We start from the raw sequence: 24,712 nt of genomic DNA, 5'->3' as shown, positions 1-24,712 counted from the left end.
CCGAGCGCCTATAGATGTGGGCCTCTTGGGGGTGCCGGGGCACTCCTCGTCGTCCGGTGGCCGCCCCAACACCCCCTTCACCCCCCGCAATCGCACCTCCCGTGAAGGGCAAAGTGGCCATCTTGTCGATATCCCGCCGCACCGCACGTCCCCTGCGCGTCCTGGGGGTCGCCGCCGCGTCCGCCGCGGTCGCCCTCGGCACGGCGGGCACCGCGCTCGCCTGCGACATCAGCGAGTTCTCCGCCGAGGCCAAGTGCCTCGATGGCAACGGTGTCATCGTCGTCACCGACAAGGACGCCTCCGGCACCCCGGCCGTCGTCACCGTCTTCCTGGAGAACAACGGCGCGGACGTGAAGCGGATCGGCATCCCGCAGACGGTCAAGGGCACCGCCAAGGGCGCCACGGTCTCCTTCGCCGAGGCCTGGGAGCCGAACGCCGAGTACCGCGTCCACGTCAAGGCCGGCGGCAAGCTGGTCGACGCGGACATCGAGCCGAACCTGAGGACCCCGTCCGCCGCCTGCGCGCCGGCCACCCCGAGCACGCCGGCCACCCCGTCCACGCCGGCCACACCCTCGCAGCCGGCCACCGCGACCCCGTCGGCCCCGGCGACCTCCGCGGCGCCCTCGACGCCCGCGGCCGGGACGCCGACCCCCTCGCAGAGCGGCACCGCCCCGGCGGGCACCACCGTGGACAACGCCCCCTCGCCCGCGGCCGGTGACTCCAACCTCGCGGAGACCGGGGCGAGTTCCAACACCGGGCTGATCGTCGGCATCGCCGTCGCCCTGGTCGTCGTCGGCGGTGGCGCCGTCTTCTACGGCATGCGCCGCCGCGGTGCGGGCAGCGGTCGCTGACAGCGCCGTTCACGCACCGCGTCCGTGGCCCGCGCCCGAAGCAGGGTGCGGGCCACGGGCGTTGACCCGCTCCGTGGGCGCTGTGGGCGGAACGGCGGCGCGCTGCCCGGGCGTTGACCTACCGGGCGTGCTCAGCCCAGCAGGACGACGTCGGCCGGGTCGAACTCCACCCCCACCTCGGCGCCGACCTCCGGCGCCGACCGCAGCGCGCAGGCCGCCTCCAGACGCGGCGCGTCCCCGGGCTGGAGGTGGACGGCGACATGGGTGCCCTTGAAGGCGCGGGCGGCGACCGTGCAGCGCAGACCCTCCCCGGCGGGGACCAGGCGCACGCCGGCCGGGCGGACCAGGAGGGTGCGGGCGCCCCCGGCGGAGCCCTCGGGGACGGGCACCTTGCCCCAGGGGGTGAGCGCGACCTGTCCCTCGACGCTCGCCTCGACCACGTTCTCGAAGCCGAGGAAGCGGGCCACGAAGGCGTCCGCCGGGCGCTGCCACACCTGAAGCGGGGTGCCGGACTGGGCGATCTCGCCGTCGCGCATCACCACGACCCGGTCGGCGAGCGCGAAGGCCTCGCCCTGGTCGTGGGTGACGGCGAGCACGGTGGTGCCCAACCGGCCGAACAACTCCCGCAGTTCGACCACCAGGCGTTCGCGCAGGGTGCGGTCGAGCTGGCCGAGCGGCTCGTCCAGCATCAGCAGCCGGGGCCGGGGGGCGAGCGCGCGGGCCAGCGCGACGCGCTGCTGTTCGCCGCCGGACAGGGCGGCGACGGCCCGGCCGCCGGCCCCGGGCAGCCCGACCAGGTCCAGCAACTCCTGGACGCGCGCGGCCCGTTCGTCCTTCGCCGTGCCGTGCATCCGCAGGCCGAAGCCGACGTTGCCGGCGACGTCGCGCTGCGGGAAGAGCTGGTGGTCCTGGAACATCAGCCCGACCTCGCGCCGGTGCACCGGCACCGCCGCCTGGTCGCGGCCGTCGAGCAGCACCCGTCCCGAGTCCAGCGGCTGGAGTCCGGCCACCGCGCGCAGCAGCGTGGACTTGCCGCTGCCGCTGGGGCCCAGCACGCACACGATCTCGTGCTCGGCGACCGCCAGATCGACGGCGTCGAGCACCGCCCGCCCGCCGAAGCGGACGGTGGCGGCTTCCAGCCTCAGCAGCATCAGAACTCCCCGCTCCGGTCGGCGGTCCGCAGCCGCTCCAGCAGGAGCAGGGCCACGGCACACACCACCATCAAGATCGTGGACAGGGCCATCGCCTGCCCGTAGTTGAGGTCGCCGGGGCGGCTCAGCAGCCGGGCCACGGCGACCGGCAGCGTCGGGTTGTCGGGCCGCGCGATGAACACGGTGGCCCCGAACTCGCCGAGCGAGACCGCGAAGGCGAACCCGGCGGCGACCAGCAGCGCCCGCCGCACCATCGGCAGATCGACCTCCCGCCACACCCGCCACGGGGACGCGCCGAGCACGGCGGCCGCCTCCCGCAGCCGTACGTCGACCGCGCGCAGCACGGGCAGCATGGTCCGTACGACGAAGGGCACGCCGACCAGGGCCTGTGCGAGCGGGACGAGGATCCAGGACTGGCGCAGGTCCAGCGGCGGTTTGTCCAGGGCGATGAGGAAGCCGAAGCCGACGGTCACCGCGGAGACGCCGAGCGGCAGCATCAGCAGCGCGTCGAAGCCGCGGACGAGGCGTCCCGCGTCCCGGCGGGTGAGCGCGGCGGCGGCCAGGGAGCCGATCACGAGGGCGATGGCGGTGGCCGCGGCGGCGTAGGACAGGGAGGTGCCGATGGCGGTGATCGGGGCGACGAGGAAGACGCCGCCGTCGGGGTCGGTGAGCGCCCGGTAGTAGCCGAAGCCGGGTGCGGTCAGGGAGCGTTGCACGAGGACGGCGAGCGGCAGCAGGAGCAGCAGCGCGATGGTGGCGAGCACTCCGGCGAGCAGCGCCCACTGTCCGGCGCCGCGCGGCCGGCGGGCGGTCAGGGCGGCGTCCACCAGCTTCAGCGCGCTCTCCCGGCGCCGTACGGTCCAGGCGTGCACGGCGAGGATCGCGCCGACGGCCGCGAACTGGACGAGGGTGAGGACGGCGGCGGTGGACAGGTCGAAGATCTCGGAGGTCTGCCGGTAGATCTCCACTTCGAGGGTGGAGAAGGCGGGGCCGCCGAGGATCTGCACGATGCCGAAGGAGGTGAAGGTGAACAGGAACACCATGAGCGCGGCGGCGGCGACGGCGGGGGCCAGCGCGGGCAGGGTGACCTTGCGCCAGGCGGTCAGCGGCGAGGCGCCGAGCATCCGGGCGGCCTCCTCCTGCCGGGGGTCGAGCTGCGCCCACAGGCCGCCCACGGTGCGCACCACGACGGCGTAGTTGAAGAAGACGTGGGCGAGGAGGATCGCCCACACGGTGGTGTCCAGGCGTACGCCCCACAGCTGGTCGAGGAGGCCGCCGTGCCCGAGGAGGGCGAGGAAGGCGGTGCCGACGACGACGGTGGGCAGCACGAACGGCACGGTGACCACGGCGCGCAGCACTTGGCGGCCGGGGAAGTCGAAGCGGGCCAGGACGTAGGCGCCGGGCAGCGCGATGAGCAGGGTGAGCGCGGTGGAGGCGAGGGCCTGCCAGGTGGTGAACCACAGCACGTGCCGGATGCCCTGGTCGCCGAGGACGTCGGCGAACCTGCCGAACTGCCAGGCGCCGTCGACCCGTAGGCCGCGGCGGACGATCGCGGCGACCGGGTAGGCGAAGAACACCGCGAAGAACGCGACGGGCAGGGCCATGAGGCCGAGCCGCGCCGCGTTCCCCGGCCGGCGGCGTCGCCGGCCGGTCACTTCACCGCGAGCGAGGTCCACGACTTGACCCACTGGTCACGGTTGGCGGCGATCTTCCCGGGGGCCATGGTCTCCGGGTTCTTGGCCTGCGGGCCGTACTGGGTGAACTCCGCGGGGACCCGGGCGCCTTGGCGCACCGGGTAGACGAACATGTTCAGCGGCATGTCCTCCTGGAACCGCTTGCCGACCAGGAAGTCGAGGAAGGCCTTGCCGCCCTCGGTGTTCTCGGCGCCCGCGAGCAGTCCGGCGTACTCGACCTGGCGGAAGCAGGTTCCCTCGGCGACGCCGGTGGGCGCGGTCTTGGGCTGCGGCTTGGCGTAGATGACCTCGGCGGGCGGCGAGGAGGCGTAGGAGACGACCAGCGGACGGTCGCCGTTGGCCTTCTTCCCGCCGGCCGAGCCGGAGAACTCCTGGTCGTAGGCCTGCTCCCAGCCGGAGACGACCTTGACGCCGTTGGCCTTCAGCTTCTTCCAGTACGCCTGCCAGCCGGTGTCGCCGTACTTGGCGGCGGTGCCGAGCAGGAAGCCGAGGCCGGGCGAGGAGGCGGCGGCGTCCTCGGTGACGAGGAGGTTCTTGTACTGCGGCTCGACCAGGTCGTCGAAGGTGGCCGGCGGGGCCAGCTTGTGGTCGGCGAAGTACTTCTTGTCGTAGTTGACGCAGATGTCGCCGGTGTCGATCGGGGTGACCCGGTGCTTGGCCTCGTCGGCCCGGTACTGCGGCTGGATCTGGTCGGAGCCCTTCGCCTCGTAGGGCTGGAAGAGGCCGTTGTCCAGGGCGCGGGACAGGAGGGTGTTGTCGACGCCGAAGAAGACGTCGCCCTGCGGGTGGTCCTTGGTGAGGATGGCCTTGTTGACGGCCTGCCCGGCGTCGCCGTCCATGAGGACCTTGACCTTGTAGCCGGAGGACTTCTCGAACTCCGTGATGACGCTCTGGGACGCCTTCCACGAGTCGTGGCTGACCAGGGTCACGGTCTTGGAGTCGGCGGCGCTCTTCTGGCCGCCGGACGATCCGCACGCGGACAGCGTGACCAGTCCCAGCCCGACCGCGGCTGCGACGAACGTCTTGGTGTGCACTGGATTTTCCTCCTGGATGGTGGCCAGGAAGAGACGCGGCCCTGCCCGGGCATCCGCGGGGATGTCCGGGCAGGGCGCAACAGCTCGAGTGATGACCGAACTTCCTACCCAGAATGACCTGGGCGAGGTTCAGAGGGTCTGCGGCCGGTGCCGCACTCTCAGCGCTGTGGCGCTCCCCTGTCGGAATATGAAGATGTGTACGCGCTCAGAGTACCGCCCGGCCGCCGTACGACCGCCTGCGGCCCGCGGCCGTGGTCGCCCCCGGGGCCTACCGCTCGGTGGCGGCCAGCTGACCGCAGGCGCCGTCGATCTCCTGGCCACGGGTGTCCCGGATGGTGACCGGCACCCCGTGGGCGGCGATCGCCTCCACGAACGCCTTCTCGTCCTCGGGCCGCGAGGCGGTCCACTTGGAACCGGGGGTGGGATTGAGGGGGATGCAGTTGACGTGCACGGGCCTGCCCTTGAGCAGCCGGCCGAGCCGGTCGCCGCGCCAGGCCTGGTCGTTGATGTCGCGGATCAGCGCGTACTCGATGGAGAGCCGGCGCCCGGACTTCGCGGCGTACTCGAAGCCCGCGTCCAGCACCTCGCGCACCTTCCACCGTGTGTTCACGGGCACGAGGGTGTCGCGCAGCTCGTCGTCGGGGGCGTGCAGGGAGATGGCGAGCCGGCACTTGAAGCCCTCGTCGGAGAACCGGTGGATCGCCGGGACCAGGCCCACGGTGGAGACGGTGATGCCGCGCTGCGACAGGCCGAGCCCGTCGGGCTCGGGGTCGGTGAGGGCGCGGATGGCGCCGACGACGCGCTTGTAGTTGGCGAGCGGCTCGCCCATGCCCATGAACACGATGTTGGACAGCCGCGCCGGCCCGCCCGGCACCTCGCCGTCGCGCAGGGCGCGCATGCCGTCCACGATCTGGTGCACGATCTCGGCGGTCGACAGATTGCGGTCGAGGCCCGCCTGCCCGGTCGCGCAGAACGGGCAGTTCATGCCGCAACCGGCCTGCGAGCTGATGCACATGGTCACCCGGTCCGGGTAGCGCATGAGCACCGACTCGACCAGCGTCCCGTCGAACAGCCGCCACAGCGTCTTGCGGGTGGTGCCCGCGTCGGTCGACAGATGCCGCACGACCGACATCAGCTCGGGCAGCAGCGCCTCGCGCAGCTTCTCCCGCGACCCGGCCGGGATGTCGGTCCACTGCTCGGGGTCGTGCGCGTACCGCGCGAAGTAGTGCTGCGAGAGCTGCTTGGCACGAAACGGCTTCTCACCGATCGCGGCGACGGCCTCCTTGCGCTCGGCAGGCGACAGATCGGCAAGGTGCCGCGGCGGCTTCTTGGCTCCGCGCGGGGCGACGAAAGTAAGTTCTCCGGGCTTGGGCATGGTGCATCCAGTGTCGCAGATCGACTTGGGTGGGCCGGTCGGGCCGGTGGGCGCCGTGCGTGGCCCGAGTGAGACGAGCCCCCACCGGATCGGCGGGGGCTCGTTCTTACGTGTGGGGTCCGCGGATCAGGCCGAGCCCACGAAGGCCACCAGGAGGAGCCAGGCGATCGGGGCCGTGGGGAGGAGGGAGTCGAGGCGGTCCATGATGCCGCCGTGGCCCGGCAGCAGCGTGCCCATGTCCTTGATGCCCAGGTCCCGCTTGATCATGGACTCGCCGAGGTCGCCGAGGGTGGCGCTGGCCGCGACCGCGAGGCCGAGGAGCAGGCCCTGCCACCAGGCGCCGTCGTCGATCAGGAACTGCATGCACAGCGCGCCGGCGGCCATCGCGAAGGCGACCGCGCCGAACAGGCCCTCGCGGGTCTTGCCGGGGCTGATGCGCGGGGCGAGCTTGTGCTTGCCGAAGCGCCAGCCGACGGCGTACGCGCCCGTGTCGCTGACCACCGTGAGGATCAGGAAGGTCAGCACGCGGTACGGGCCGTCGTCCGCGGTGAGCATCATCGCCACGAACGTGGCCAGGAACGGCACGTAGAAGGCGGCGAAGACGCCCGCCGTGACGTCCCTGAGGTAGCCCTCGGGGGGCTGGGTCATGCGCCAGACCAGGACCGCGAGCGTGGTCAGGGCCATCGCCACCCACGCGCCCTCGGCGTCGCGCACGTATCCGGCGACCACCATGGCGGCGCCGCCGACGGCCAGCGGCACCAGCGGCGCCTTGATCTCCTTGCGCTCCTGGAGGCGGCTGGTCAGCTCCCACAGGCCCACGACGACCGCGACGGCGATCACGCCGACGAAGACCGCCTTGACGATGAACAGGGAGGCGACGATCACCACGCCGAGCCCGAGACCGACTCCTATGGCAGCACCGAGGTCCCGGCCCGCGCTCTTCTTCTGCGGGGCGGGCGCCGGCTGCGGGGCGTCGGGCATGGGCTCCGGATTCTGCGACGCCGTCCGGTGGGCGGGCGGCGTCTGCGGCGTGTCGTAGGGCCGCGGCTGCGGCGCTTCGTACGGCTGCGGGTGCGACCGCGACGGTGACTGCGGCTGCTGGTCGTGCTGGTGCTGCGGTATCTCGTACGGCTGCGGCTGGGCCGGTATGCCGTACGGGCCGCCCGGGTGCCGCGTGTCGTACGCGTGCGGCTGCGCGGCGTAGGGCTGCGGCTGCTGCTGTCGCGGGTCGTACGACCGGGGCTGCGGGGCTCGGCCGCCCTGGTGCTGCGGGGCCTCGTCCCGGAACAGAGGGCCGTCCGTGCGGACGGCCCCCCGGTCGTCATCCTGGGTACCGCCGTGTGCGGGCACCTCGGGCACGATGGGCATGGGGCGAGTCTGCCGGGCGCCCTGCGGCGCATCGTGGGCGGGGCCTCCGGCAACGGGCCCCTGGGCGGGTGAACCGTCCGCGGGCCCCCAGTACCCGGCTTGCTGCGGCGCTCCCCAGGAAGAGTCGTTCATCAGACCTCGAGCAGCTCCGACTCCTTGTGCTTCAGGAGCTCGTCCACCTGCGCCACGTACTTAGCGGTGGTGTCGTCGAGCTCCTTCTCCGCACGGCGGCCCTCGTCCTCGCCGACCTCGCCGTCCTTGACGAGCTTGTCGATCGCGTCCTTGGCCTTGCGGCGCACCGAGCGGATGGAGACCTTGGCGTCCTCGCCCTTGCCCTTGGCGACCTTGATGTACTCGCGGCGGCGTTCCTCGGTCAGCTCGGGGAAGACCACTCGGATGATATTGCCGTCGTTGCTGGGGTTGACGCCCAGGTCGGAGTCGCGGATCGCCTGCTCGATGTTGCGCAGCGCGGTCTTGTCGAACGGCGTCACGACCGCCATCCGCGGCTCCGGCACGGAGAACGAAGCCAGCTGGTTGATCGGCGTCGGCGCGCCGTAGTAGTCGGCCACGATCTTGTTGAACATCGCCGGGTGCGCACGGCCGGTGCGGATCGCGGCGAAGTCCTCCTTGGCGACCACGACGGCCTTCTCCATCTTCTCCTCGGCCTCGAGGAGGGTCTCTTCGATCACCACTTGCTCCTGCGTGTCTTGAGTAGGCCCGGTCGCGGTTCCTTGTCGGGGCCGGCGGCCGGCTGCGTCGCGTCTTCTTCCTGCACGGTTCCCGACCGGCAGGACATTGTCCATCCCCCGGCCCGGGTCCGTCCCGCCCGTCCCCCGGACAGGTGCCGGGCCGCGGGCGGGGCGAGTCGTCGGGCCGGGGCGATCTCCGCCGGGTCGGGTCAGCCCCGGCCGGCCTGTTCACCCACCAGCGTGCCGATCTTCTCACCCTTGACGGCGCGGGCGATATTGCCCTCCTTCAGGAGTTCGAAGACGACGATCGGGAGCCGGTTGTCGCGGCAGAGCGTGATCGCCGTGGCGTCGGCGACCTTCAGGTCGCGGGTGATGACCTCGCTGTAGCCGAGGGAGTCGAACTTCACGGCGTCCGGGTTGGTCTTCGGGTCGGAGTCGTAGACCCCGTCCACGCCGTTCTTGCCCATGAGCAGCGCCTCGGCGTCGATCTCCAGGGCGCGCTGGGCGGCGGTGGTGTCGGTGGAGAAGTACGGCATGCCCATACCCGCCCCGAAGATGACCACGCGGCCCTTCTCCAGGTGGCGCACGGCGCGCAGCGGGATGTACGGCTCGGCCACCTGGCCCATGGTGATGGCGGTCTGGACCCGGCTGTCGACGCCTTCCTTCTCGATGAAGTCCTGCAGGGCGAGGCAGTTCATCACGGTGCCGAGCATGCCCATGTAGTCGGAGCGGGCGCGGTCCATGCCGCGCTGCTGCAGCTCGGCGCCGCGGAAGAAGTTGCCGCCGCCGATCACGACCGCGATCTGCGCGCCGTCCCGGACGACGGCCGCGATCTCACGGGCGATGGCGTGCACCACGTCCGGGTCTACCCCCAGGCCCCCGCCGCCCGAGAAGGCCTCTCCGGACAGCTTCAGAAGAAACCGGCCGGTCACTTTGCCGTCGTCGCTTTTCCGGGGCTTGCTGGTCATTGAGATCCCGCCTCTGTTACGTGGTGCACATGCGAAGAAGGCCATTGCCGGTGGGGCGTGTTTCGCATCCCATGCTCGGCAATGGCCTCCTCGTCAGATCTGCTGTCGTCCGTCACCCACGCGTGCGTGGCGCCATACGCGGGCGACGTGGACGACTGCTGTCGACCCTATCCGGGCCGGGTGTCCGTCGCGGTACGGACCGTGGACTCAGATGCCGACCTTGATGCGCGTGAAGCGCTTCAGGGTGACACCGGCCTCGTCCAGGACCTTCTGGACGGACTTCTTGTTGTCCAGCGCGTAGGGCTGGCCGAGCAGCGTGGCGTCCTTGAAGAAGCCGTTCAGACGACCCTCGACGATCTTGGCGATCGCGGCCTCGGGCTTGCCCTCGGCGCGGGTGGTCTCCTCGGCGATACGGCGCTCGGACTCGACGACGTCGGCCGGCACGTCCTCCTTGGAGAGGTACTTCGGCGCGAAGGCGGCGATGTGCTGGGCGACGCCCTTGGCGATCTCGGCGTTCGGCTTGTCCAGCTCGACGAGGACACCGATCTGCGGGGGCAGGTCGGGCATCGTGCGGTGCATGTACGCGGTGACGAAACCGTCGGCGAACTGCGCGAAGCGGTCCAGGACGATCTTCTCGCCGAGGTTGGCGTTGGCCTCGTCCACGAACGCCTGGACGGTCTTGCCGGGCTCGATCTCGGAGGCGAGCAGGGCCTCCAGGTCGGCCGGGGCGGACTTGGCGACGTGCTCGGCGATGGCCTTGGCCACGGCCTGGAACTTGTCGCCCTTGGCGACGAAGTCCGTCTCGCACTTCAGCTCGACCAGGACGCCGGAGGAGTTGTCGTCGGCGATGATCGAGACCACGGCGCCGTTCTCGGCGGAGCGGCCCTCGCGCTTGGCGACGCCCTTCTGGCCCTTGATGCGCAGCGCCTCGACGGCCTTCTCGACGTTGCCCTCGGCCTCGTCCAGCGCCTTCTTGCAGTCCATCATGCCGGCGCCCGTGAGCTCACGAAGCTTCTTGACGTCGGCGGCGGTGTAGTTCGCCATGAGTCTGTGAATCTTTCTCGAAGTCTGGAAGATCGAAGATCAGGGGGCCTGCGGTCCCCCGCCGCCCATGGAGCGGGAGCCCGCTGACGCGCCGCTGACCTACGGGTGAACGGCGGGAGCGGAATTCACACCGCTCCCGCCGTCAACGCTGACGCTGACGGGTCAGGCCTGCTGCTCGCCCTCGGCGGCCGGGGCCTCGGCCTCGGCAGCCGGCGCCTCGGCGACCGGAGCCTCGGCGACGGGAGCCTCGGCGACGGGAGCCTCGGCGGCCTCGGCCGGCTTCTCGGCCTCGGCGGCCGGAGCCTCGTCGGCCTTCTTCTCGCCCTCGAGCAGGTCGCGCTCCCACTCGGCCAGCGGCTCGCCCGCGGCCTTCTCGCCCTTGTCACCGGCGTTGACGCCGGAGCGGGCGATGAGGCCCTCGGCGACGGCGTCGGCGATCACACGGGTGAGCAGGGTGACGGAGCGGATCGCGTCGTCGTTGCCCGGGATCTTGTAGTCGACCTCGTCGGGGTCGCAGTTGGTGTCGAGGATGGCGACGACCGGGATGTTGAGCTTCCGGGCCTCGCCGACCGCGATGTGCTCCTTCTTGGTGTCCACGATCCAGACGGCGCTGGGCACCTTCTGCATCTCGCGGATACCGCCGAGGGTCTTCTCCAGCTTGGCCTTCTCGCGGGAGAGGACCAGCAGCTCCTTCTTGGTGAGGCCGGAGGCGGCCACGTCCTCGAAGTCGATCTGCTCGAGCTCCTTCAGGCGCTGCAGGCGCTTGTAGACGGTCGAGAAGTTGGTGAGCATGCCGCCCAGCCAGCGCTGGTTGACGTAGGGCATGCCGACGCGGGTGGCCTGCTCGGCGATGGCCTCCTGCGCCTGCTTCTTCGTGCCGACGAACATGACCGTGCCGCCGTGGGCCACGGTCTCCTTGACGAACTCGTAGGCGCGGTCGATGTACGACAGCGACTGGAGCAGGTCGATGATGTAGATGCCGTTGCGCTCCGTGAAGATGAAGCGCTTCATCTTCGGGTTCCAACGACGGGTCTGGTGACCGAAGTGGACGCCGCTCTCCAGCAGCTCCCGCATCGTGACGACGGCCATGGCCGTATCTCCTTGACATTCTCGGTTGTGCCGCGGGAACCGGACGGCTCCCGCGCCTGACGCCCGCGTGCGCCTGCCGCGAAGGACCGAGGGGCGCTGACACCGACCGTTGCCGGCCGGGGTGTCGGGGCGTGCGAAGTCGACCCGGTGACCCGGGTCGCCGCTAGAAGTGTACGGGACACGGAAGGCGCCGGGTGACGCCGCTGTCCACAACCCGTCGGTTGTCCACAGGTCCCGGCGGCGGACGGCGGGAGTCGGCACCGTGGTGGGCATGTCTGGGATGCGCGGGAAGCGCTGTGCGGAGGGGCGGCTCGGGCCGCTGCCGGGGCTGGTGGGACTGGTGGGGCTACTGGTCCTGGCTCTGGTTTCGGGTGTGGTGGTGCTGGTGCTGATGCCGGGGGCGGGTGGTGCGGCGGAGGCAGCCGACGGGGCGGTCCCGGCTCGCGCGGCGCCGCCGGCCGGTGGGTCGGTGCCGACTGGGGACGGGGCGCAGGCCGGCGGGGCTGTGCCGGACGGTGGGTCGGTGCCGACCGGGGACGGGGCGCAGACCGGTGGAGCTGGCCCGGACGGTGGGTCGGCACCCGCCGATGATTCGGTGTCCGCCGATGATTCGGTGTCCGCCGGCGGGTCCGTGCCGGCTGTGGGGCGGAACTGGCCCGTGGGGGCGCGGCCGCCGGTGCTGCGGGGCTGGGAGCCGCCGGCGACGCCGTACGGGCCCGGCCACCGGGGCGTGGACCTCGGCGCGCCGCCGGGCACTCCGGTACGGGCGGTGGCTGCGGGCCGGGTCTCCTTCGCGGGTCCCGTGGCGGGGCGCGGCGTGGTCTCGGTGGAGCTGTCGGGGACGGGCGAGCCGCCGTTGCGGACGACGTACGAGCCGGTACGGGCCTCGGTGCGGGAGGGCGAGCGGGTGGCGGCCGGGCAGATCGTCGGCACGGTGCAGGGAGCGGGACCCGCCTCCGGGTCGCACTGCGGGAGCGGCTGTCTGCACTGGGGCCTGCGCAGAGGCGAGGCCTATCTCGACCCGCTGCTGCTCCTGCCGCCGTGGCTGCTGCGCACCGGCCCGTCGAGACTGCTGCCGGTGCCGGGGGCAGCGACGGCGGCGTGACGGCCGCCCCCGCCCCCGGCACCGAAGCGAGCGCCGCCGAGCCGTACGGGACGGGGCGCTCCTCGACGAGATCGGGCGCGCCGCCTCCCCCGGAGCGTCAGCCGCGGACCCCCCGCAGGATCATCCCCACGGCCGCCTCCGCGATCACCGGCGGCTCCTCGGCCGCGCCCAGTTCGATGCGGCGTACGGCCGCGTCCACGACGCCCTGGAGCAGCATCGCCGCCAGGCGGGGCTGGCCGTGGCCCAGCTCCCCCAGCGCCTCGACGATCATGGCGACGAGTTCGCCGTGCGCGGCGCGGATCTTCTCCCGCGCGCCCGCGTCCAGTTCGCTCGCCGAGATCGCCACGACGGCCCGGTGCCGCCGGTCGCCGACCAGCTCCAGCTGCTTGCGGACGTACGCCTCGACCTTGGCCTCCGGCCCGGCCACGGCCGCCATCGCCGCGGCGACCTCGGCGGCCCAGACCGGGAAGTCGACGGCGCACAGCTCCTCGACCACGGCGGCCCGCGACCGGAAGTACTCGTACACCGACGACCTTGCCAGCCCCGTCCGTTCGGCCAGGGCGGGGAAGGTCAGAGCCTCCGTCCCGCCCTCGGACAGCAGGGTCCGCGCCGCGTCCAGCAGGGCGGCTCGCTGCATCGACCGGTGCTCGGCCACGGAGGCCGCTCGAATCCTTGGCACGTCGACCACTGTACGGACGCCGCGCCCGGGACGGGAGTGACTCCCCCGGCACGGGCCCCGCCGGTCACCGTCCGAAACTGGCCAGCTTGGCCCGCAACTGCAGTACCGACTTGGTGTGGATCTGGCTGACCCGGCTCTCGGTCACACCGAGCACGTTGCCGATCTCGGCGAGGGTGAGGCCCTCGTAGTAGTACAGCGTGACGACGGTCTTCTCGCGCTCGGGCAGCGTGTTGATCGCGCGGGCCAGAAAGCGCCGCAGCTCGCGGTCCTCGGCCACCTCCACCGGGTTGTCGGCGGCGGTGTCCTCCAGGGTGTCCATGAAGCTCAGCCCGTCGCCGTCCTCGCCGCCGACGTGCAGCAGCTCCTCCAGGGCGACGACGTTGGCCAGCGACAACTGGCTGAAGACGGCGTGCAGTTCGTCCACCGCGATGCCCATCTCGCCGGCCACCTCGGTCTCCGTCGGGGTGCGCCGCAGCCGGGCCTCCAGCGTCGCGTACGCCCGCTCGACGTTGCGCGCCTTCTGCCGCACCGAGCGGGGGATCCAGTCCAGCGCGCGCAGTTCGTCGATCATCGCGCCCCGGATCCGGGTGATCGCGTACGTCTCGAACTTGATCTCCCGGTCGATGTCGAACTTCTCGATCGCGTCGATCAGCCCGAAGACGCCCGAGGAGACGAAGTCGGCCTGCTCCACGTTGGGGGGCAGGCCGACGCTGACCCGTCCCGCCACGTACTTCACCAGCGGCGAGTAGTGCAGGATGAGCTGCTCCCGCAGCCGTTCGTCCCCCGTCGCCTTGTACGACCGCCACAGCTCGTCGAGCGTCGAGGGAGCGGGCGGCCGCACGCTGCCACCGTCGCGGGCGGCTGGGGGGAGCGCCGCCCGGTCGGACCCGGAGGTGTGCTGGGGCATTCGTCGCCTTGTGCCGTTCTGCCGTGGAGTGCGGGCTTGTGGGTTTCTGGGGTTTCTGGTCGCCTGGGCGAGTCGTCGGTCTCGGTCGGTTCTGGTCCGGTTTTCGTCGGTCTCAGCGTCGGAACCCCGTGAGCGTAGCGTGACTGGAGTGTCGCGGTGCGCGAACGGCGAGGCGTGGGGCGTGCGCAGATTCGTTCCGCACCGCGCTCCACCGGGTCACTTCGATTACTGTGAGTGATGATCTGGTCGCTCAACTGCCGGAATTTCCGCAGCCTTCGGCGTTCCCCCGGACGGCCGAACACGCTCGGTCAGCAACCGCCTTGGCCCGCGCGCGCCGAGATCACCGCCCGGCGTGTCAACTTCCATCCCTCGCCGTGTCGTTCGACGTAGCCAAGCGATCGGAGTTCGTACAGTCTCGCGATCGCGTCGTCCGTCGTCGTCCCGGCGCCCCGGGCGACGTCGGCCGCGGTCGCCGCACCGCGCGCGGGAAGTGCGGCCAGGACCTCGCGGGCGTCCGGCTCCAGCAGGTCGCGCGGGAGGACGGGGCCGTGCCGGGCCGGGGCCAGTTCGCCCATGTCGCCGACGAGTTCGACGATCTCCGCGGCGTCGGTGACCAGCGTCGCCCCGCCTCGCAGCAGTTCGTGGACGCCCGCCGAGCGCGCGCTCGTGGCCGGGCCCGGCACCCCCATGGTGTGGCGGCCCAGTCGTTGCGCGGCGCGGGCGGTGACCAGCGATCCGCTGCGGTAGGCGGCCTCCACGACCACGGTGCCCCGGGTGAGCGCCGCGATGACCCGGTTGCGGACGACGAACCTGCTCGGCGTCGGATGGTCGCCGGGCGGCAGTTCGCCGACGACCAGGCCCTGCTCGGCGATCCGGTCGATCAGGGCGGCGTGGCCGCGCGGGTAGGGCCGGTCGACGCCGCAGGCCAGTACGGCGACGGTGGCTCCGGAGCTGCCGAGCGCACCGCGGTGGGCGGCGCCGTCGACCCCGTAGGCGCCGCCGGACACCACCACCCAGCCGCGGTCGGCGAGACCGGCGGCGAGGTGGGCGGCCATATGGGCGCCGTACTCGGTGCAGGCCCGCGCGCCGACCACGGCGACCGAGCGCAGCGCCCACAGCCGCAGGCTCGGTCTGCCGCGCACCCACAGGCCGAGGGGGCGGGCGTCCCCCAGGTCGTCGAGCTGGGCCGGCCACTCGGGCGTGCCGGGGCACACGAACCGCACGCCGGCCTCGCGGGCGGCGGCGAGGTCCCGTGCGGGGTCGGCCTGCGCGGCCCGGGCGCACAGTCCGGCCCATCGCTTGTCCGAGACCCCGGCCAGGCGCGGCCCGCCGTCGCGCAGCCGCCGGGCCACCGTCACGGCCCCCAGTTCCCGCACCCACCGGCCACCGGTCGCGTCCCCCGGTTCGAGGACGCGGGTGAGGAAGGCCCGCGCCGACAGCTCGGAGCCCGCCGCCACGCGCCCGCCGGCCCCGCCCGGGCGCTCCGAGGGCTCGGGAAGCTCGGGCGGCGGTTCGGGAAGCTCCGGCCGCTCCGCGCACTCCGGGAGATCAGAGAACTCCATGGACTCGGACGGGACCGCAAGCCGGGCGCGCTCGGCACGGCCCCGGCGCTCCGGGAGATCAGAGAAGTCCCTGGACTGGGACGGGACCGGAAGCCCGGCGCGCTCGGCACGGCCCTGGCACTCCGGGAACCCGGTGCCCTCCGCACGGCCCTGGCGCTCCGAAAGCTCGGCGCGCTCCGGGCGATCGCGGCGCTCCGGGGGTTCGGGGCGCTCCGGGGTTTCGGGGCGCTGCCCGCAGCCCCGGCCTTCCGCAAGCTCGGCGCGCTCCGCGCAGTCCCGGCGTTCTGGAGGCTCGGCGCGCTCGGCACAAGCCTGGCGCTCCGGGAACCCGGTGCCCTCCGCGCGGCCCCGGCGCTCCAAAAGCTCTGCGCGCTCCACGCCGCCCCGGCGCTCCAAAAGCTCGGCGCGCTCCACGCGCCCCCGGCGTTCCAGTGGCTCGGCGCGCTCCCCCTTCATGCCGGTGCCCCGATGGCCATCGGCACGCCCCGCGGCACTCCCGTGCGCAGTTGCAGCGCCAGCGTCACGTCGCCCGCGTCGGGGCGGGCGTGGCCGCGCAGGTCGGCGATCGTCCAGGCGACCCGCAGCACGCGGTCGAGTCCGCGGGCGGTCAGCACCCCGCGCTCCAGGCCGCGCTCGGCCTCGTCCATCGCGCCGGGCGCGGCGTGCCAGCGGGTGCGCAGCTCGTGGCCGGGCACCTCGGCGTTGGTCCGCCAGGGGGTGTCCGCGAGCCGGGCCGCCGCGCGCTCCCGGGCGGCCCGCACCCGCCCGGCCACGGCCGCCGTGGACTCGCCGCGGGCGCCGCGCAGCGCCAGCTCGGCCCGGGTGACCGGTTCGGCCTCCACCCGCAGGTCCACCCGGTCCAGGAGCGGGCCGGAGATGCGGGCCTGGTAGCGGCGGATCGCCGAGGACGGGCACTCGCACAGGTTGTCGCGGCGCGGCGAGAACCGGCCGCAGGGGCACGGGTTGGCCGCGAGGACCATCAGGAACTTCGCCGGGAACCGCACCACCCCGGCGCTGCGGGCGATCACCACGTGGCCGGCCTCCAGGGGCTGGCGCAGGGCGTCCAGGGCGTGGCTGCTGAACTCGGGGGTCTCGTCCAAAAAGAGCACGCCGCGATGGGCGAGGGCGACGGCTCCGGGGCGGGCGATGCCCTGGCCGCCGCCGACGAGCGCCTGCATCGTCGCCGAGTGGTGCGGGGCGCAGTAGGGGGCGAGGTCGATCAGCGGCTTGCCCGGCGGCAGCAGTCCGGCCACCGAGTGGATCGCGGTGACCTCCAGCGACTCCTGCCGGGCGAGCGGGGGCAGGACGGCGGGCAGCCGCTCGGCGAGCATGGTCTTGCCGGCGCCGGGCGGCCCCTCCAGGAACAGGTGGTGGCCGCCGGCCGCGGCGACCTCCAGTGCGGTGCGCGCGGATGCCTGGCCGATCACGTCCGCGAGGTCGTGTCCCTGGTCGTGCTGGGCGGCGCCCACGCTGTGCATGCCGGTGGCCGAGCCGGCGCCGGGCAGGCGCAGTCCGGCCAGCAGGGGGTCCGGGCGGCCCTGCTCGTCCGGTTCCTCCTCGGGCACGGGTTCGTCGGTGAGCACGGCGATCAGCTGGCGCAGGCTGCGTACGCCGAGCACGGAGACGCCGGGGACGAGCGAGGCCTCGGCGGCGGCGCACTCGGGGACGACCACCTGTTCGTAGCCGGCGTCGGCGGCGGCGAGCACGGCGGGCAGGATGCCCCGCACGGGGCGCACCCGGCCGTCCAGGCCGAGTTCCCCGATCATGACGATGTCGGCGAGGACCCGGGGGTCGATCCGTTCGGCCGCGCCGAGCACGGAGCAGGCGACGGCGAGGTCGAAGCCGCTGCCGGCCTTGGGCACCGAGGCGGGGCTGAGTCCGACCGTGAGTTTCTTCTGCGGCCATTCGCCGCCGGAGTTGACCACGGCGGCCCGGACCCGGTCCCGGCTCTCGGTCAGGCTCTTGTCGGGCAGGCCCACCAGGGTGAAGGCGGCGACGCCCGGTTCCAGGTCGGCCTGGACCTCGACGACCACGCCTTCCACCCCGACGAGGGCCACGGAGCACGTGCGTGCGAATCCCATCAGGCCGCCCCCCGCACATGCTCGACCACCGGCGCCCCGCGCCGGGGCAGCAGGACGCCGACGAGGTCGATGCGAACGCCGCCGGGCGGGGCCCCGCCGTGGGTCTGGATCCAGCGTTGTGCGAGGCCGCGCAGCCGCGCGGCCTTCTCGGGCGTGATCGCGGCCATCGGGTGCTGGAAGCCGCCCGCCCTGCGGGTCTTCACCTCGCAGACGACCAGGACGTCGCCGTCCCGGGCCACGATGTCGATCTCCCCGGTCCTGCCGTCGCGCCAGTTGCGCGCCAGGACCGTCAGCCCGGCCGCGGCCAGCCGGCGCGCGGCCAGTCCCTCGCCGTACCTGCCGAGTGCGCTGCGTGCCTGATGGGTGTTCATGTCGGCACCACCTCCGGCGCCCACCGTCACGCATCCGCGCCCACCGAGTGGATCTTGGTGGGTTACTCGGCGGTTGTGGACAACTCCGTCACCCACACGGGGGACCTCACCCGCCCGGCAGCTCCAGCTCGCTCTTGCTCAGCTCCTCGATGTTCACGTCCTTGAACGTGAGGACACGCACCTGCTTGACGAACCGGGCCGGCCGGTACATGTCCCACACCCAGGCGTCGGCCATCGACACCTCGAAGAACACCTCGCCCTGGACCGAGTGGACCTGCATCTCGTAGTCGTTGGTGAGGTAGAAACGCCGCTCGGTCTCGATCACGTATTTGAACAGACCGACGACATCGCGGTACTCCCGGTAGAGCTTCAGCTCCATCTCGGTCTCGTACTTCTCGAGGTCCTCGGCGCTCATGGCATGTTCCCCTTCAGCCGTACGGTCCCCCCATTGTGCGCCAGTCCCGTGCGCCCCTAGACGATTTCGGTGTCCAGGGTCACGGGTTCGGCCGGAGGACCTTCGTCGAGCAGTGTCCGCAGCAGCCCGGCGAGTCTGGTCGGATACACGGTCTCATGCGTCCGGGCCAGTTCCCGACAGGTCCACCAGCGTGCGCCCGCCACGCTGCGCCGCTCCAGCTCGGTCAGGGCCGTCGCGGCGGTCGCCGTCCGGGTGGTGCGGGCCAGGTAGTACCACTCGTCCTGGTCCCACCGGCGGCCGGCGAACGGGAAGGAGCACCGGCGCCGCCACAGGACCGGGCCCAGCGCCACGTCCGTGATGCCGGTCTCCTCGGCGAGTTCCCGCAGCGCGGCCTCCGCACGGCTCTCGTCGCCCTCCAGGCCGCCGCCGGGCGTGAACCACCAGTCGTCGGCGGGATCGTCCGGCTCGTGGCCGTGCAGCAGCAGGACGCGGTCGGCCGGGTCGAGCAGCACCACCCGGGCCACCTTGCGCAGCCCGCCCGCGTAGGTGTCCGCGCCCGCGTCCCGGGGCTCAGCGGGCACCGGCCGGCTCCGTCCGGGCACGGGTGCGGGAGCGGCCCAGCAGCTTGGCGACGGGGCCGTAGGCGCCGCCGGCCAGGACGAGCACGGCGCCGGCCACGATCAGGGCGACGACGGTGCGCAGCGGGCCCGGCTGCGAGAGGGCGCCGAGCGCCTGGAACCCGGTGGGGCGCTCCAGCATGCCCTTGGCGGGCCAGATCACGGCGTCCACGCGCGCGCTCACGTCGCCGCGGGAGACGGTGCCCTTGGCGGCGTCGGTGAGGTGGGCGGTGGAGTCCAGGGAGCCCTGGCGTTCGTCGCCGAGCAGGAACAGCCGGCCCTCGGGCACCTTCACGGTGGGGAAGCCCTGGATCTCGGCGACGCCGCCCTTGAGGTAGGGCTCGTCGATCTCCTTGCCGTTGACGGTCAGCTTGCCGTCGGTGCAGCAGGCGACGGTGTCGCCGCCGACGGCCACCACGCGCTTGACCACGGGGGCGTCGGCCACCCAGGTCTTGTCGCGGAAGACGACGACGTCACCGCGGCGCACCTCGTCGCCGTCCACGCGCTGGGCCAGCACCCGGTCGCCCATGCCGATCGTCGGCGACATCGAACTGGTGGGCACGGTGTACGGGCGGTAGACGACGGCCGCCCACGCGAAGCCACCGAGGAACAGCACCAGTCCCAGCGCCACGGCCAGCCCGGACAGCCGCTGTCCCGTCCTGCCGCCCGCCGGGGCCCTGCCCGTGCCGCCGCTCAGCGGGGCCGTACGCGTCGTGCTCTCGCCACCCATGGACCCGCACCCTACCCGGCGGTACCGGAACGGGGCAGCCCCCTTCTTCGCGCAACCGCGCGCGCCCCCGACGGCCCCGGACGGGGCCCTCGGGGGCGCGTCGGACGGCTCAGCGGCCGCCGGTGGGCGTCGTGGTGGCGCCCGTGCCGTTCAGGGCCTTCATCGAGCGCCTGCGGCGCCACACCGCCACCGGCACGACCGCGGTGAGGGCCACACCGGTCGGGGCGACCGTCAGGGCGCCCGCCGCCGAGGACTGCTCGCCGAGGCCCGGCTGGTCGAAGGTGTCGGGAACCGGCAGCGTGCCCCAGCGGTTGATCGGCCAGGCGCGCACGATGGCACGGCCGACGACGTCCTTGACCGGCACCATGCCGTGGTGCTCGTCGGTCTGGTTGTAGCGCGAGTCGCGGGAGTTCTGCCGGTGGTCGCCCATGACCCAGATGTAGCCCTTGGGCACCGTCACCTTGAACTGGCCGCCCTGGTCGTCCACGCTGCACGGGGTGTTGCCCGGGTAGACGTACGGCTCGTTCAGCGCCTTGCCGTTGACCAGCAGGGGGCCGGAGTTCTTGCACTCGATGGTGTCGCCGCCGACGCCGATGACGCGCTTGATCAGGTCCTTCTCCTCGGCGGACGGCATCAGGCCGATCCAGCTGAGGACCTTCTGCAGGGGGTTGGGCTTGGCCGTGGGCTCGCCGGCCAGCCAGTCGTCCGGGTCGTGGAAGACGACGACCTCGCCGCGCTCTGGCTCCGAGCCGAACCACGGGGTCAGCTTGTCGACCAGGACCCGGTCGCCCCGCTGGAGGGTGTTCTGCATCGAGTCCGACGGGATGGAGAACGCCTGCACGAGGAAGGTCTTGATCAGCAGCGCCAGCACCAGCGCGATACCGATCAGGATCGGCAGCTCCTTCCAGAAGGAGCGCGGCTTCTTCGGTTCCGGGGAGCCGCCGCCGGTCCCCTGCTCTTCGCTCTGGCTGTGCTCCGTCACCGTGCCGTCCTCGGCTGCTTCGCTGTCACTCCCGGAGGGCACGGCGCCGTCCGCGGCGGGGGCCGCCGCTCCCACCGGGCGCCGGCGGTGCTCCTCGCCGTCGCCTCCGGACCGTGCGCCAACCGCCACATCCCCCACGCCAACTCCTCACTCCGTGCCGCCGCCTGCCCCATGCGCGGTGCAGGCCCACCACTCCCATAACGAGCGGGAGTTCCGCAGGGCTCGGGAGTTGGACCGATCTCTTGGGATCGTAGGGGGCAACCCTATGCGACAGCGGGGCGGCGGCGGTCGACCCGGCCGCCGCGTCGGACACGGAGGCGAAGGTCGTGGGCTCCTTCAGCGTGCTCCAGTGGCCGAGCGGCCAGCCGATCACCATGGCCCGCCCGACCACCGAGTCCAGCGAGACGGTCCCCTTGTAGGCCGAGTCCTGGTGGAAGCGGGAGTCCGCGGAGTTGCCGCGGTGGTCGCCCATCACCCACAGCCGCCCCTGCGGGACGGTGACGTCGAACGGCTCGTCGGAGGGGGCGTCACCCGGGAAGATGTAGTCCCGCTCGTTCAGGGGAACGCCGTTGACGGTGATCCGGCCCTGCGCGTCGCAGCACTTGACGTGGTCGCCGCCGACGCCGACGACCCGCTTGATGAGGTCCTTCTCGTTGTCGGAGGGCAGCAGGCCGATGAAGGTGAGCCCTTCCTTGACCTGCTTGACGACGACGGGGTCGTTCTTCTTGGCCGGCTGCTCGTCCTTGAGCCAGCCGCCCGGGTCGTGGAAGACCACCACGTCCCCGCGCTGCGGCTTCGAGCCGAACCACGGGGTGAACTTGTCGACCAGGACCCGGTCGCCGATCCGGATCGTCTGCTCCATGGAGCCGGACGGGATCACGAACGCCTGCACGAGGAACGTCTTCAGCACCAGCGCGATGAGCACGGCGACGCCGACCAGCAGCGGGATCTCCCGCACGGCGGAGCGCCTGCGCTTGCGCTTGACCTTGCGCTGCAGCTTGCGCCGCTCGGCGCGGGTGCGCCCGCCGGCCGGGCCGGAGGCGCGCCGGGCCCCCGTGGGCAGCAGGCCCGCGGCGGCGTCCGACGCGGGGACGCCGCGTGGCCGGCCGCGGCTACCCATGGACGCCGCCGTCCGCAGCGGGAACCCCGCCGTCCCGGGCGCCGACCGCGTCCACGCGCGCGTGGACACCGGTCACCGGCACGCGCGCGTAGGCACCGGCCTCGGGCACGCGCGCGTACGCGTCGGGGCGGGTGATGCGCGTCCAGCGGCCGGGGGGCCAGGCGATCCAGTCGGCGCGGCCGACGACGTTGCCGACCGGGACCATGCCGCCGCCCGGCGAGCCGAGGTGGTCGCGGGAGTCGCTGGAGTCGTCGCGGTGGTCGCCGAGCAGGAACAGGGTCCCCGCGGGCACGACGACGTCGAACGGCACCGCCGAGGGGCGGTCGCCGGGGTGCAGGAACGTCGACTCGTCGACCGGCCGGCCGTTCACCTCGATCCTGCCCTCCTTGTCACAGCAGACCACGTGGTCTCCCCCCACGCCCACGACGCGTTTGACGTAGTCGGAGTCCCCGAAGTACCCGGTGCCGTCGAAGACGACGACGTCGCCGCGGCGCGGCCCGGCTCCGAAACGGTACGCCAACTTGTTTACGAGAACGCGGTCGCCGATCCTCAATCCCGGCTCCATGGAACCGCTCGGGATCTGGAACGGCTGGGCCACGAACGTGTTGAGCAGGAGCAGCAGGGCCAGGCAGAGCAGCGCGGCCAGGGTGATCCGCCCGCCCGGGAGCCGTCCGGTGAGCCGCGCCCGCAACGACGAACGCGACCGCCCCTGTCGGCCCTGTGCGTCCGGAGCCTCATCGGGTCCGGCGTCGCAGGGGCGGCAGGAGCGGTCGCGCTCCATCGACTGTGCTTCGGTGTCCATCGGGGCGGAATGCTATCCGCCCCGGCCATGAACCCCGGAAGGCGCTCAGTTCTCGCGCTTCTCCTTGATCTTCGCGGCCTTGCCGCGCAGCTCACGGAGGTAGTACAGCTTGGCGCGACGGACGTCACCGCGGGTGACGAGCTCGATCTTCTCCACGATCGGGGTGTGCACCGGGAAGGTGCGCTCGACGCCGACGGAGAAGGAGACCTTGCGGACCGTGAAGGTCTCGCGCACGCCCGAGCCCTGGCGGCGGATCACGACGCCCTTGAACTGCTGCACACGGGAGCGGTTGCCCTCGATGACGCGGACGTGCACGTTGACCGTGTCGCCCGGGCGGAAGGCGGGGATGTCGTCGCGGACCGACGCGGCGTCGACGGTGTCGAGCAGGTGAGACATTTCGTCTGCTTTCCTCGTTGATGCCACAGGTCATCAACGGAACTAGAGGTTCTGGGACGGTGCTGTGCTGATCGGGGCGGGCGTCGTGTCCCCCTGTGGCAGGGGCGCACGCCGGACGGCGCACAACAGCGGCCTATTCTTCCACGTCGTCGGCCCTGCGCCAAAATCGCCCGTACGGCTCGCCCTCGGGGTCCGGGGCCCAGCCCAGGATGGAGAGCATCTCACGGTCCTTCTTGTCGAACGCCCCGGGCTCGCAGCGCTCGATGAGGTCGGGCCGGTGGGCGGTGGTGCGCCGCAGGGCCTCGTCGCGGCGCCAGCGGGCGATCTTCCCGTGGTGGCCGCTGAGCAGCACGTCCGGGATCTCCCGGCCGCGCCAACGCGGCGGCTTGGTGTAGACGGGGCCCTCCAGCAGGCTCGCCATGGCGCCGGGGGCGAAGGAGTCGTCGCGGTGGGACTCGGCGTTGCCGAGGACGCCGGGCAGCAGGCGGGCCACCGCCTCGGTGACGACCAGGACGGCCGCCTCGCCGCCGGCCAGGACGTAGTCGCCGATGGAGACCTCGTAGACGGGCATCCGGGTCGCGTACTCGTCCATGACCCGGCGGTCGATGCCCTCGTAGCGGGCCGGGGTGAAGATCAGCCAGGGGCGCTCGGAGAGTTCGACGGCGAGTTCCTGGGTGAACGGCCGGCCGCTGGGGGTCGGGACGATCAGCGCGGGCGCGTGCGCGCCGCCCTCGTAGCCGTCGGCGAGGACGGTGTCCAGGGCGTCGCCCCAGGGCTCGGTCTTCATGACCATGCCGGGGCCGCCGCCGTAGGGCGTGTCGTCGACGGTGTTGTGCCGGTCGTGGGTCCAGGCGCGCAGGTCGTGCACCCGCACGTCCAGCTGGCCACGCGCGCGTGCCTTGCCGACGAGGGAGACGTTCAGCGGTTCGAGGTACTCGGGGAAGATCGTGACGACGTCGAGGCGCATCAGGACGCGTCCCCGGACCCGCGGGCTTCCTGGTCCGCCTGGCGCGATTCCCGTCCCGCCTCGTGCGCCTCCTGCCCGGCGTCGCGTGCGGAGGCGATCTCGGCGCGGTCGTCGATCAGGCCGGGCGGCGGGGTGATGACGGCCCGCTGCTCCTCCAGGTCGATCTCGGTGACGATCTCCTGGACGAACGGGATCATCACCTCGCTGCCGTCGGGGCGCTCCACGATGAACAGGTCCTGCGAGGGCAGGTGCGAGATCTCGGTGATCCGCCCGACCTCCGTGCCGTCCTCGGTGACCACGTCGAGGTCGATCAGCTGGTGGTCGTAGTACTCGTCCTCGTCCTCGGGCAGTTCCTCCGGGTCCACCTCGGCGATGAGCAGGGTGTTGCGCAGCGCCTCGGCGGCGGTGCGGTCGCCCACGCCCTCGAAGCGCAGCAGGAGGCGGCCGCTGTGGACCCGGCCGGTCTCGATGGTGAGCGGGCCCGTGGATGCGGGATCGGTGGCGAGTACGGCGCCGGGCGCGAGCCTCAGCTCCGGCTCGTCGGTACGCACCTCGACGGTGACCTCGCCCTTGATGCCATGGGCACGGCCGATCCGTGCGACTACCAGCTGCACGTGTCCAATTCTCCTGTCGTCATCCTGCTCGTGCGACTTTCCCACTGATACGGCTCGGGCCGGGGACGGCCGTGTGCTCACGCGGGGAGATCATCGCGGCC

At 72.5% G+C, this 24,712-nt stretch carries 25 protein-coding genes; 2 read left to right on the top strand and 23 right to left on the bottom strand.

The genetic code is table 11. The features are described 5' to 3' along the window. Positions 1-122 precede the first annotated feature (122 nt). Entirely contained in the window at positions 123-851 is a 729-nt protein-coding gene (locus K7787_RS18070; RefSeq protein ID WP_223002163.1) for an LAETG motif-containing sortase-dependent surface protein, read from the top strand. Positions 852-982: 131 nt separating this feature from the next. Here the strand turns inward: K7787_RS18070 and K7787_RS18065 are convergent, their stop codons facing one another. The 9 genes from K7787_RS18065 to rpsB form a co-directional block, all read right to left on the bottom strand. Then, positions 983-2,002, bottom strand: coding sequence for an ABC transporter ATP-binding protein (locus K7787_RS18065; protein WP_223002161.1), 1,020 nt, complete (start codon positions 2,000-2,002; stop codon positions 983-985). Next, positions 2,002-3,606 (bottom strand): ABC transporter permease, encoded by a 1,605-nt coding sequence (locus tag K7787_RS18060; RefSeq protein WP_247721028.1) that lies wholly within the window; start codon positions 3,604-3,606, stop codon positions 2,002-2,004. The genes K7787_RS18065 and K7787_RS18060 overlap by 1 nt, the downstream gene beginning before the upstream one ends. 47 nt (positions 3,607-3,653) lie before the next feature. Further along, positions 3,654-4,730: a thiamine ABC transporter substrate-binding protein gene (locus K7787_RS18055; protein WP_223002157.1), complete on the bottom strand. Its 1,077-nt coding sequence runs from the start codon at positions 4,728-4,730 to the stop codon at positions 3,654-3,656. Positions 4,731-4,998: 268 nt separating this feature from the next. Continuing rightward, positions 4,999-6,105 carry a dual-specificity RNA methyltransferase RlmN gene (gene rlmN, locus K7787_RS18050; RefSeq protein ID WP_019983143.1) on the bottom strand — a complete coding sequence of 369 codons (1,107 nt, stop codon included), beginning with the start codon at positions 6,103-6,105 and terminating at the stop codon, positions 4,999-5,001. A 126-nt stretch (positions 6,106-6,231) separates the two neighbouring features. Further along, positions 6,232-7,473, bottom strand: coding sequence for a phosphatidate cytidylyltransferase (locus K7787_RS18045; RefSeq protein ID WP_169435677.1), 1,242 nt, complete (start codon positions 7,471-7,473; stop codon positions 6,232-6,234). A gap of 131 nt (positions 7,474-7,604) precedes the next feature. Beyond that, positions 7,605-8,162, bottom strand: a complete 558-nt coding sequence (gene frr / locus K7787_RS18040) for a ribosome recycling factor (RefSeq protein ID WP_009190895.1) — start codon at positions 8,160-8,162, stop codon at positions 7,605-7,607. 209 nt (positions 8,163-8,371) lie between these two features. Further along, the gene (gene pyrH / locus K7787_RS18035) at positions 8,372-9,130 is read right to left on the bottom strand and encodes a UMP kinase (RefSeq protein WP_009190894.1); all 759 of its coding nucleotides are present in this window, start codon (positions 9,128-9,130) and stop codon (positions 8,372-8,374) included. A 207-nt stretch (positions 9,131-9,337) separates the two neighbouring features. After that, positions 9,338-10,174: a translation elongation factor Ts gene (tsf, locus tag K7787_RS18030; protein ID WP_009190893.1), complete on the bottom strand. Its 837-nt coding sequence runs from the start codon at positions 10,172-10,174 to the stop codon at positions 9,338-9,340. 162 nt (positions 10,175-10,336) lie between these two features. Continuing rightward, positions 10,337-11,263 carry a 30S ribosomal protein S2 gene (gene rpsB / locus K7787_RS18025; protein ID WP_223002155.1) on the bottom strand — a complete coding sequence of 309 codons (927 nt, stop codon included), beginning with the start codon at positions 11,261-11,263 and terminating at the stop codon, positions 10,337-10,339. Between the two features lie 391 nt (positions 11,264-11,654). On the opposite strand from rpsB, the gene K7787_RS18020 reads away from it, so the two are divergent. After that, on the top strand, positions 11,655-12,368 hold the full coding sequence (locus K7787_RS18020; protein WP_247721033.1) for a murein hydrolase activator EnvC family protein: 714 nt from the start codon (positions 11,655-11,657) through the stop codon (positions 12,366-12,368). Between the two features lie 97 nt (positions 12,369-12,465). Here K7787_RS18020 and K7787_RS18015 read toward each other — a convergent pair whose 3' ends face one another. The 14 genes from K7787_RS18015 to rimM all read right to left on the bottom strand — a co-directional run bounded on the left by K7787_RS18015 (position 12,466) and on the right by rimM (position 24,611). Beyond that, entirely contained in the window at positions 12,466-13,023 is a 558-nt protein-coding gene (locus K7787_RS18015) for a TetR/AcrR family transcriptional regulator (RefSeq protein WP_009190890.1), read from the bottom strand. A gap of 88 nt (positions 13,024-13,111) precedes the next feature. Then, a complete protein-coding gene (gene whiG / locus K7787_RS18010; RefSeq protein ID WP_009190889.1) occupies positions 13,112-13,954 on the bottom strand; it encodes an RNA polymerase sigma factor WhiG in 843 nt (280 codons plus the stop codon). A gap of 308 nt (positions 13,955-14,262) precedes the next feature. After that, on the bottom strand, positions 14,263-15,516 hold the full coding sequence (gene dprA / locus K7787_RS18005; RefSeq protein WP_247721027.1) for a DNA-processing protein DprA: 1,254 nt from the start codon (positions 15,514-15,516) through the stop codon (positions 14,263-14,265). A gap of 452 nt (positions 15,517-15,968) precedes the next feature. Further along, positions 15,969-17,597, bottom strand: a complete 1,629-nt coding sequence (locus tag K7787_RS18000; RefSeq protein ID WP_223002153.1) for a YifB family Mg chelatase-like AAA ATPase — start codon at positions 17,595-17,597, stop codon at positions 15,969-15,971. Beyond that, on the bottom strand, positions 17,597-17,998 hold the full coding sequence (locus K7787_RS17995; protein ID WP_164388063.1) for a YraN family protein: 402 nt from the start codon (positions 17,996-17,998) through the stop codon (positions 17,597-17,599). Before K7787_RS17995 ends, K7787_RS18000 begins: the two co-directional genes overlap by 1 nt. 76 nt (positions 17,999-18,074) lie before the next feature. Continuing rightward, positions 18,075-18,383 carry a DUF2469 domain-containing protein gene (locus K7787_RS17990; RefSeq protein WP_009190879.1) on the bottom strand — a complete coding sequence of 103 codons (309 nt, stop codon included), beginning with the start codon at positions 18,381-18,383 and terminating at the stop codon, positions 18,075-18,077. 56 nt (positions 18,384-18,439) lie between these two features. Further along, complete coding sequence (locus K7787_RS17985) at positions 18,440-18,964, bottom strand: NUDIX hydrolase (RefSeq protein WP_223002151.1); 525 nt, start codon at positions 18,962-18,964, stop codon at positions 18,440-18,442. Continuing rightward, the gene (gene lepB, locus K7787_RS17980; RefSeq protein WP_223002149.1) at positions 18,954-19,730 is read right to left on the bottom strand and encodes a signal peptidase I; all 777 of its coding nucleotides are present in this window, start codon (positions 19,728-19,730) and stop codon (positions 18,954-18,956) included. The genes K7787_RS17985 and lepB (K7787_RS17980) overlap by 11 nt, the downstream gene beginning before the upstream one ends. Before the next feature lie 109 nt (positions 19,731-19,839). Beyond that, positions 19,840-20,850: a signal peptidase I gene (gene lepB / locus K7787_RS17975; protein ID WP_169435638.1), complete on the bottom strand. Its 1,011-nt coding sequence runs from the start codon at positions 20,848-20,850 to the stop codon at positions 19,840-19,842. Then, positions 20,738-21,832: a signal peptidase I gene (gene lepB, locus K7787_RS17970; protein ID WP_223002147.1), complete on the bottom strand. Its 1,095-nt coding sequence runs from the start codon at positions 21,830-21,832 to the stop codon at positions 20,738-20,740. Before lepB (K7787_RS17970) ends, lepB (K7787_RS17975) begins: the two co-directional genes overlap by 113 nt. Further along, complete coding sequence (gene lepB / locus K7787_RS17965) at positions 21,825-22,634, bottom strand: signal peptidase I (RefSeq protein WP_247721026.1); 810 nt, start codon at positions 22,632-22,634, stop codon at positions 21,825-21,827. Before lepB (K7787_RS17965) ends, lepB (K7787_RS17970) begins: the two co-directional genes overlap by 8 nt. A gap of 45 nt (positions 22,635-22,679) precedes the next feature. Then, positions 22,680-23,030, bottom strand: coding sequence for a 50S ribosomal protein L19 (gene rplS / locus K7787_RS17960; protein ID WP_009190873.1), 351 nt, complete (start codon positions 23,028-23,030; stop codon positions 22,680-22,682). A 133-nt stretch (positions 23,031-23,163) separates the two neighbouring features. After that, positions 23,164-23,997 (bottom strand): tRNA (guanosine(37)-N1)-methyltransferase TrmD, encoded by an 834-nt coding sequence (gene trmD / locus K7787_RS17955; RefSeq protein WP_009190872.1) that lies wholly within the window; start codon positions 23,995-23,997, stop codon positions 23,164-23,166. Further along, entirely contained in the window at positions 23,997-24,611 is a 615-nt protein-coding gene (gene rimM, locus K7787_RS17950; protein WP_043261345.1) for a ribosome maturation factor RimM, read from the bottom strand. Before rimM ends, trmD begins: the two co-directional genes overlap by 1 nt. Between the last annotated feature and the right edge of the window lie 101 nt (positions 24,612-24,712).

The organism is Streptomyces sennicomposti (assembly GCF_019890635.1).
GTDB lineage: Bacteria > Actinomycetota > Actinomycetes > Streptomycetales > Streptomycetaceae > Streptomyces > Streptomyces sennicomposti.
The sequence above is the reverse complement of the archived record's forward strand: the minus strand, read 5'-3'. Positions and strand labels throughout refer to the sequence as shown.

What these genes read in the sequence shown, in the direction of transcription:
- K7787_RS18020 (WP_247721033.1), top strand. Translation starts at nt 11,655, where the DNA reads ATGCCGGGGGCGGGTGGTGCGGCGGAGGCAGCCGACGGGGCGGTCCCG.
- K7787_RS18045 (WP_169435677.1), bottom strand. Translation starts at nt 7,473, where the DNA reads ATGCCCATCGTGCCCGAGGTGCCCGCACACGGCGGTACCCAGGATGAC.
- tsf (WP_009190893.1), bottom strand. Translation starts at nt 10,174, where the DNA reads ATGGCGAACTACACCGCCGCCGACGTCAAGAAGCTTCGTGAGCTCACG.
- whiG (WP_009190889.1), bottom strand. Translation starts at nt 13,954, where the DNA reads ATGCCCCAGCACACCTCCGGGTCCGACCGGGCGGCGCTCCCCCCAGCC.
- rlmN (WP_019983143.1), bottom strand. Translation starts at nt 6,105, where the DNA reads ATGCCCAAGCCCGGAGAACTTACTTTCGTCGCCCCGCGCGGAGCCAAG.
- K7787_RS17990 (WP_009190879.1), bottom strand. Translation starts at nt 18,383, where the DNA reads ATGAGCGCCGAGGACCTCGAGAAGTACGAGACCGAGATGGAGCTGAAG.
- K7787_RS18065 (WP_223002161.1), bottom strand. Translation starts at nt 2,002, where the DNA reads ATGCTGCTGAGGCTGGAAGCCGCCACCGTCCGCTTCGGCGGGCGGGCG.
- K7787_RS18000 (WP_223002153.1), bottom strand. Translation starts at nt 17,597, where the DNA reads ATGGGATTCGCACGCACGTGCTCCGTGGCCCTCGTCGGGGTGGAAGGC.
- lepB (WP_223002147.1), bottom strand. Translation starts at nt 21,832, where the DNA reads ATGGGTAGCCGCGGCCGGCCACGCGGCGTCCCCGCGTCGGACGCCGCC.
- lepB (WP_247721026.1), bottom strand. Translation starts at nt 22,634, where the DNA reads ATGGACACCGAAGCACAGTCGATGGAGCGCGACCGCTCCTGCCGCCCC.
- dprA (WP_247721027.1), bottom strand. Translation starts at nt 15,516, where the DNA reads ATGGAGTTCTCTGATCTCCCGGAGTGCGCGGAGCGGCCGGAGCTTCCC.
- lepB (WP_223002149.1), bottom strand. Translation starts at nt 19,730, where the DNA reads ATGGGTGGCGAGAGCACGACGCGTACGGCCCCGCTGAGCGGCGGCACG.
- pyrH (WP_009190894.1), bottom strand. Translation starts at nt 9,130, where the DNA reads ATGACCAGCAAGCCCCGGAAAAGCGACGACGGCAAAGTGACCGGCCGG.
- rplS (WP_009190873.1), bottom strand. Translation starts at nt 23,030, where the DNA reads ATGTCTCACCTGCTCGACACCGTCGACGCCGCGTCGGTCCGCGACGAC.
- K7787_RS18060 (WP_247721028.1), bottom strand. Translation starts at nt 3,606, where the DNA reads ATGGCCCTGCCCGTCGCGTTCTTCGCGGTGTTCTTCGCCTACCCGGTC.
- rpsB (WP_223002155.1), bottom strand. Translation starts at nt 11,263, where the DNA reads ATGGCCGTCGTCACGATGCGGGAGCTGCTGGAGAGCGGCGTCCACTTC.
- trmD (WP_009190872.1), bottom strand. Translation starts at nt 23,997, where the DNA reads ATGCGCCTCGACGTCGTCACGATCTTCCCCGAGTACCTCGAACCGCTG.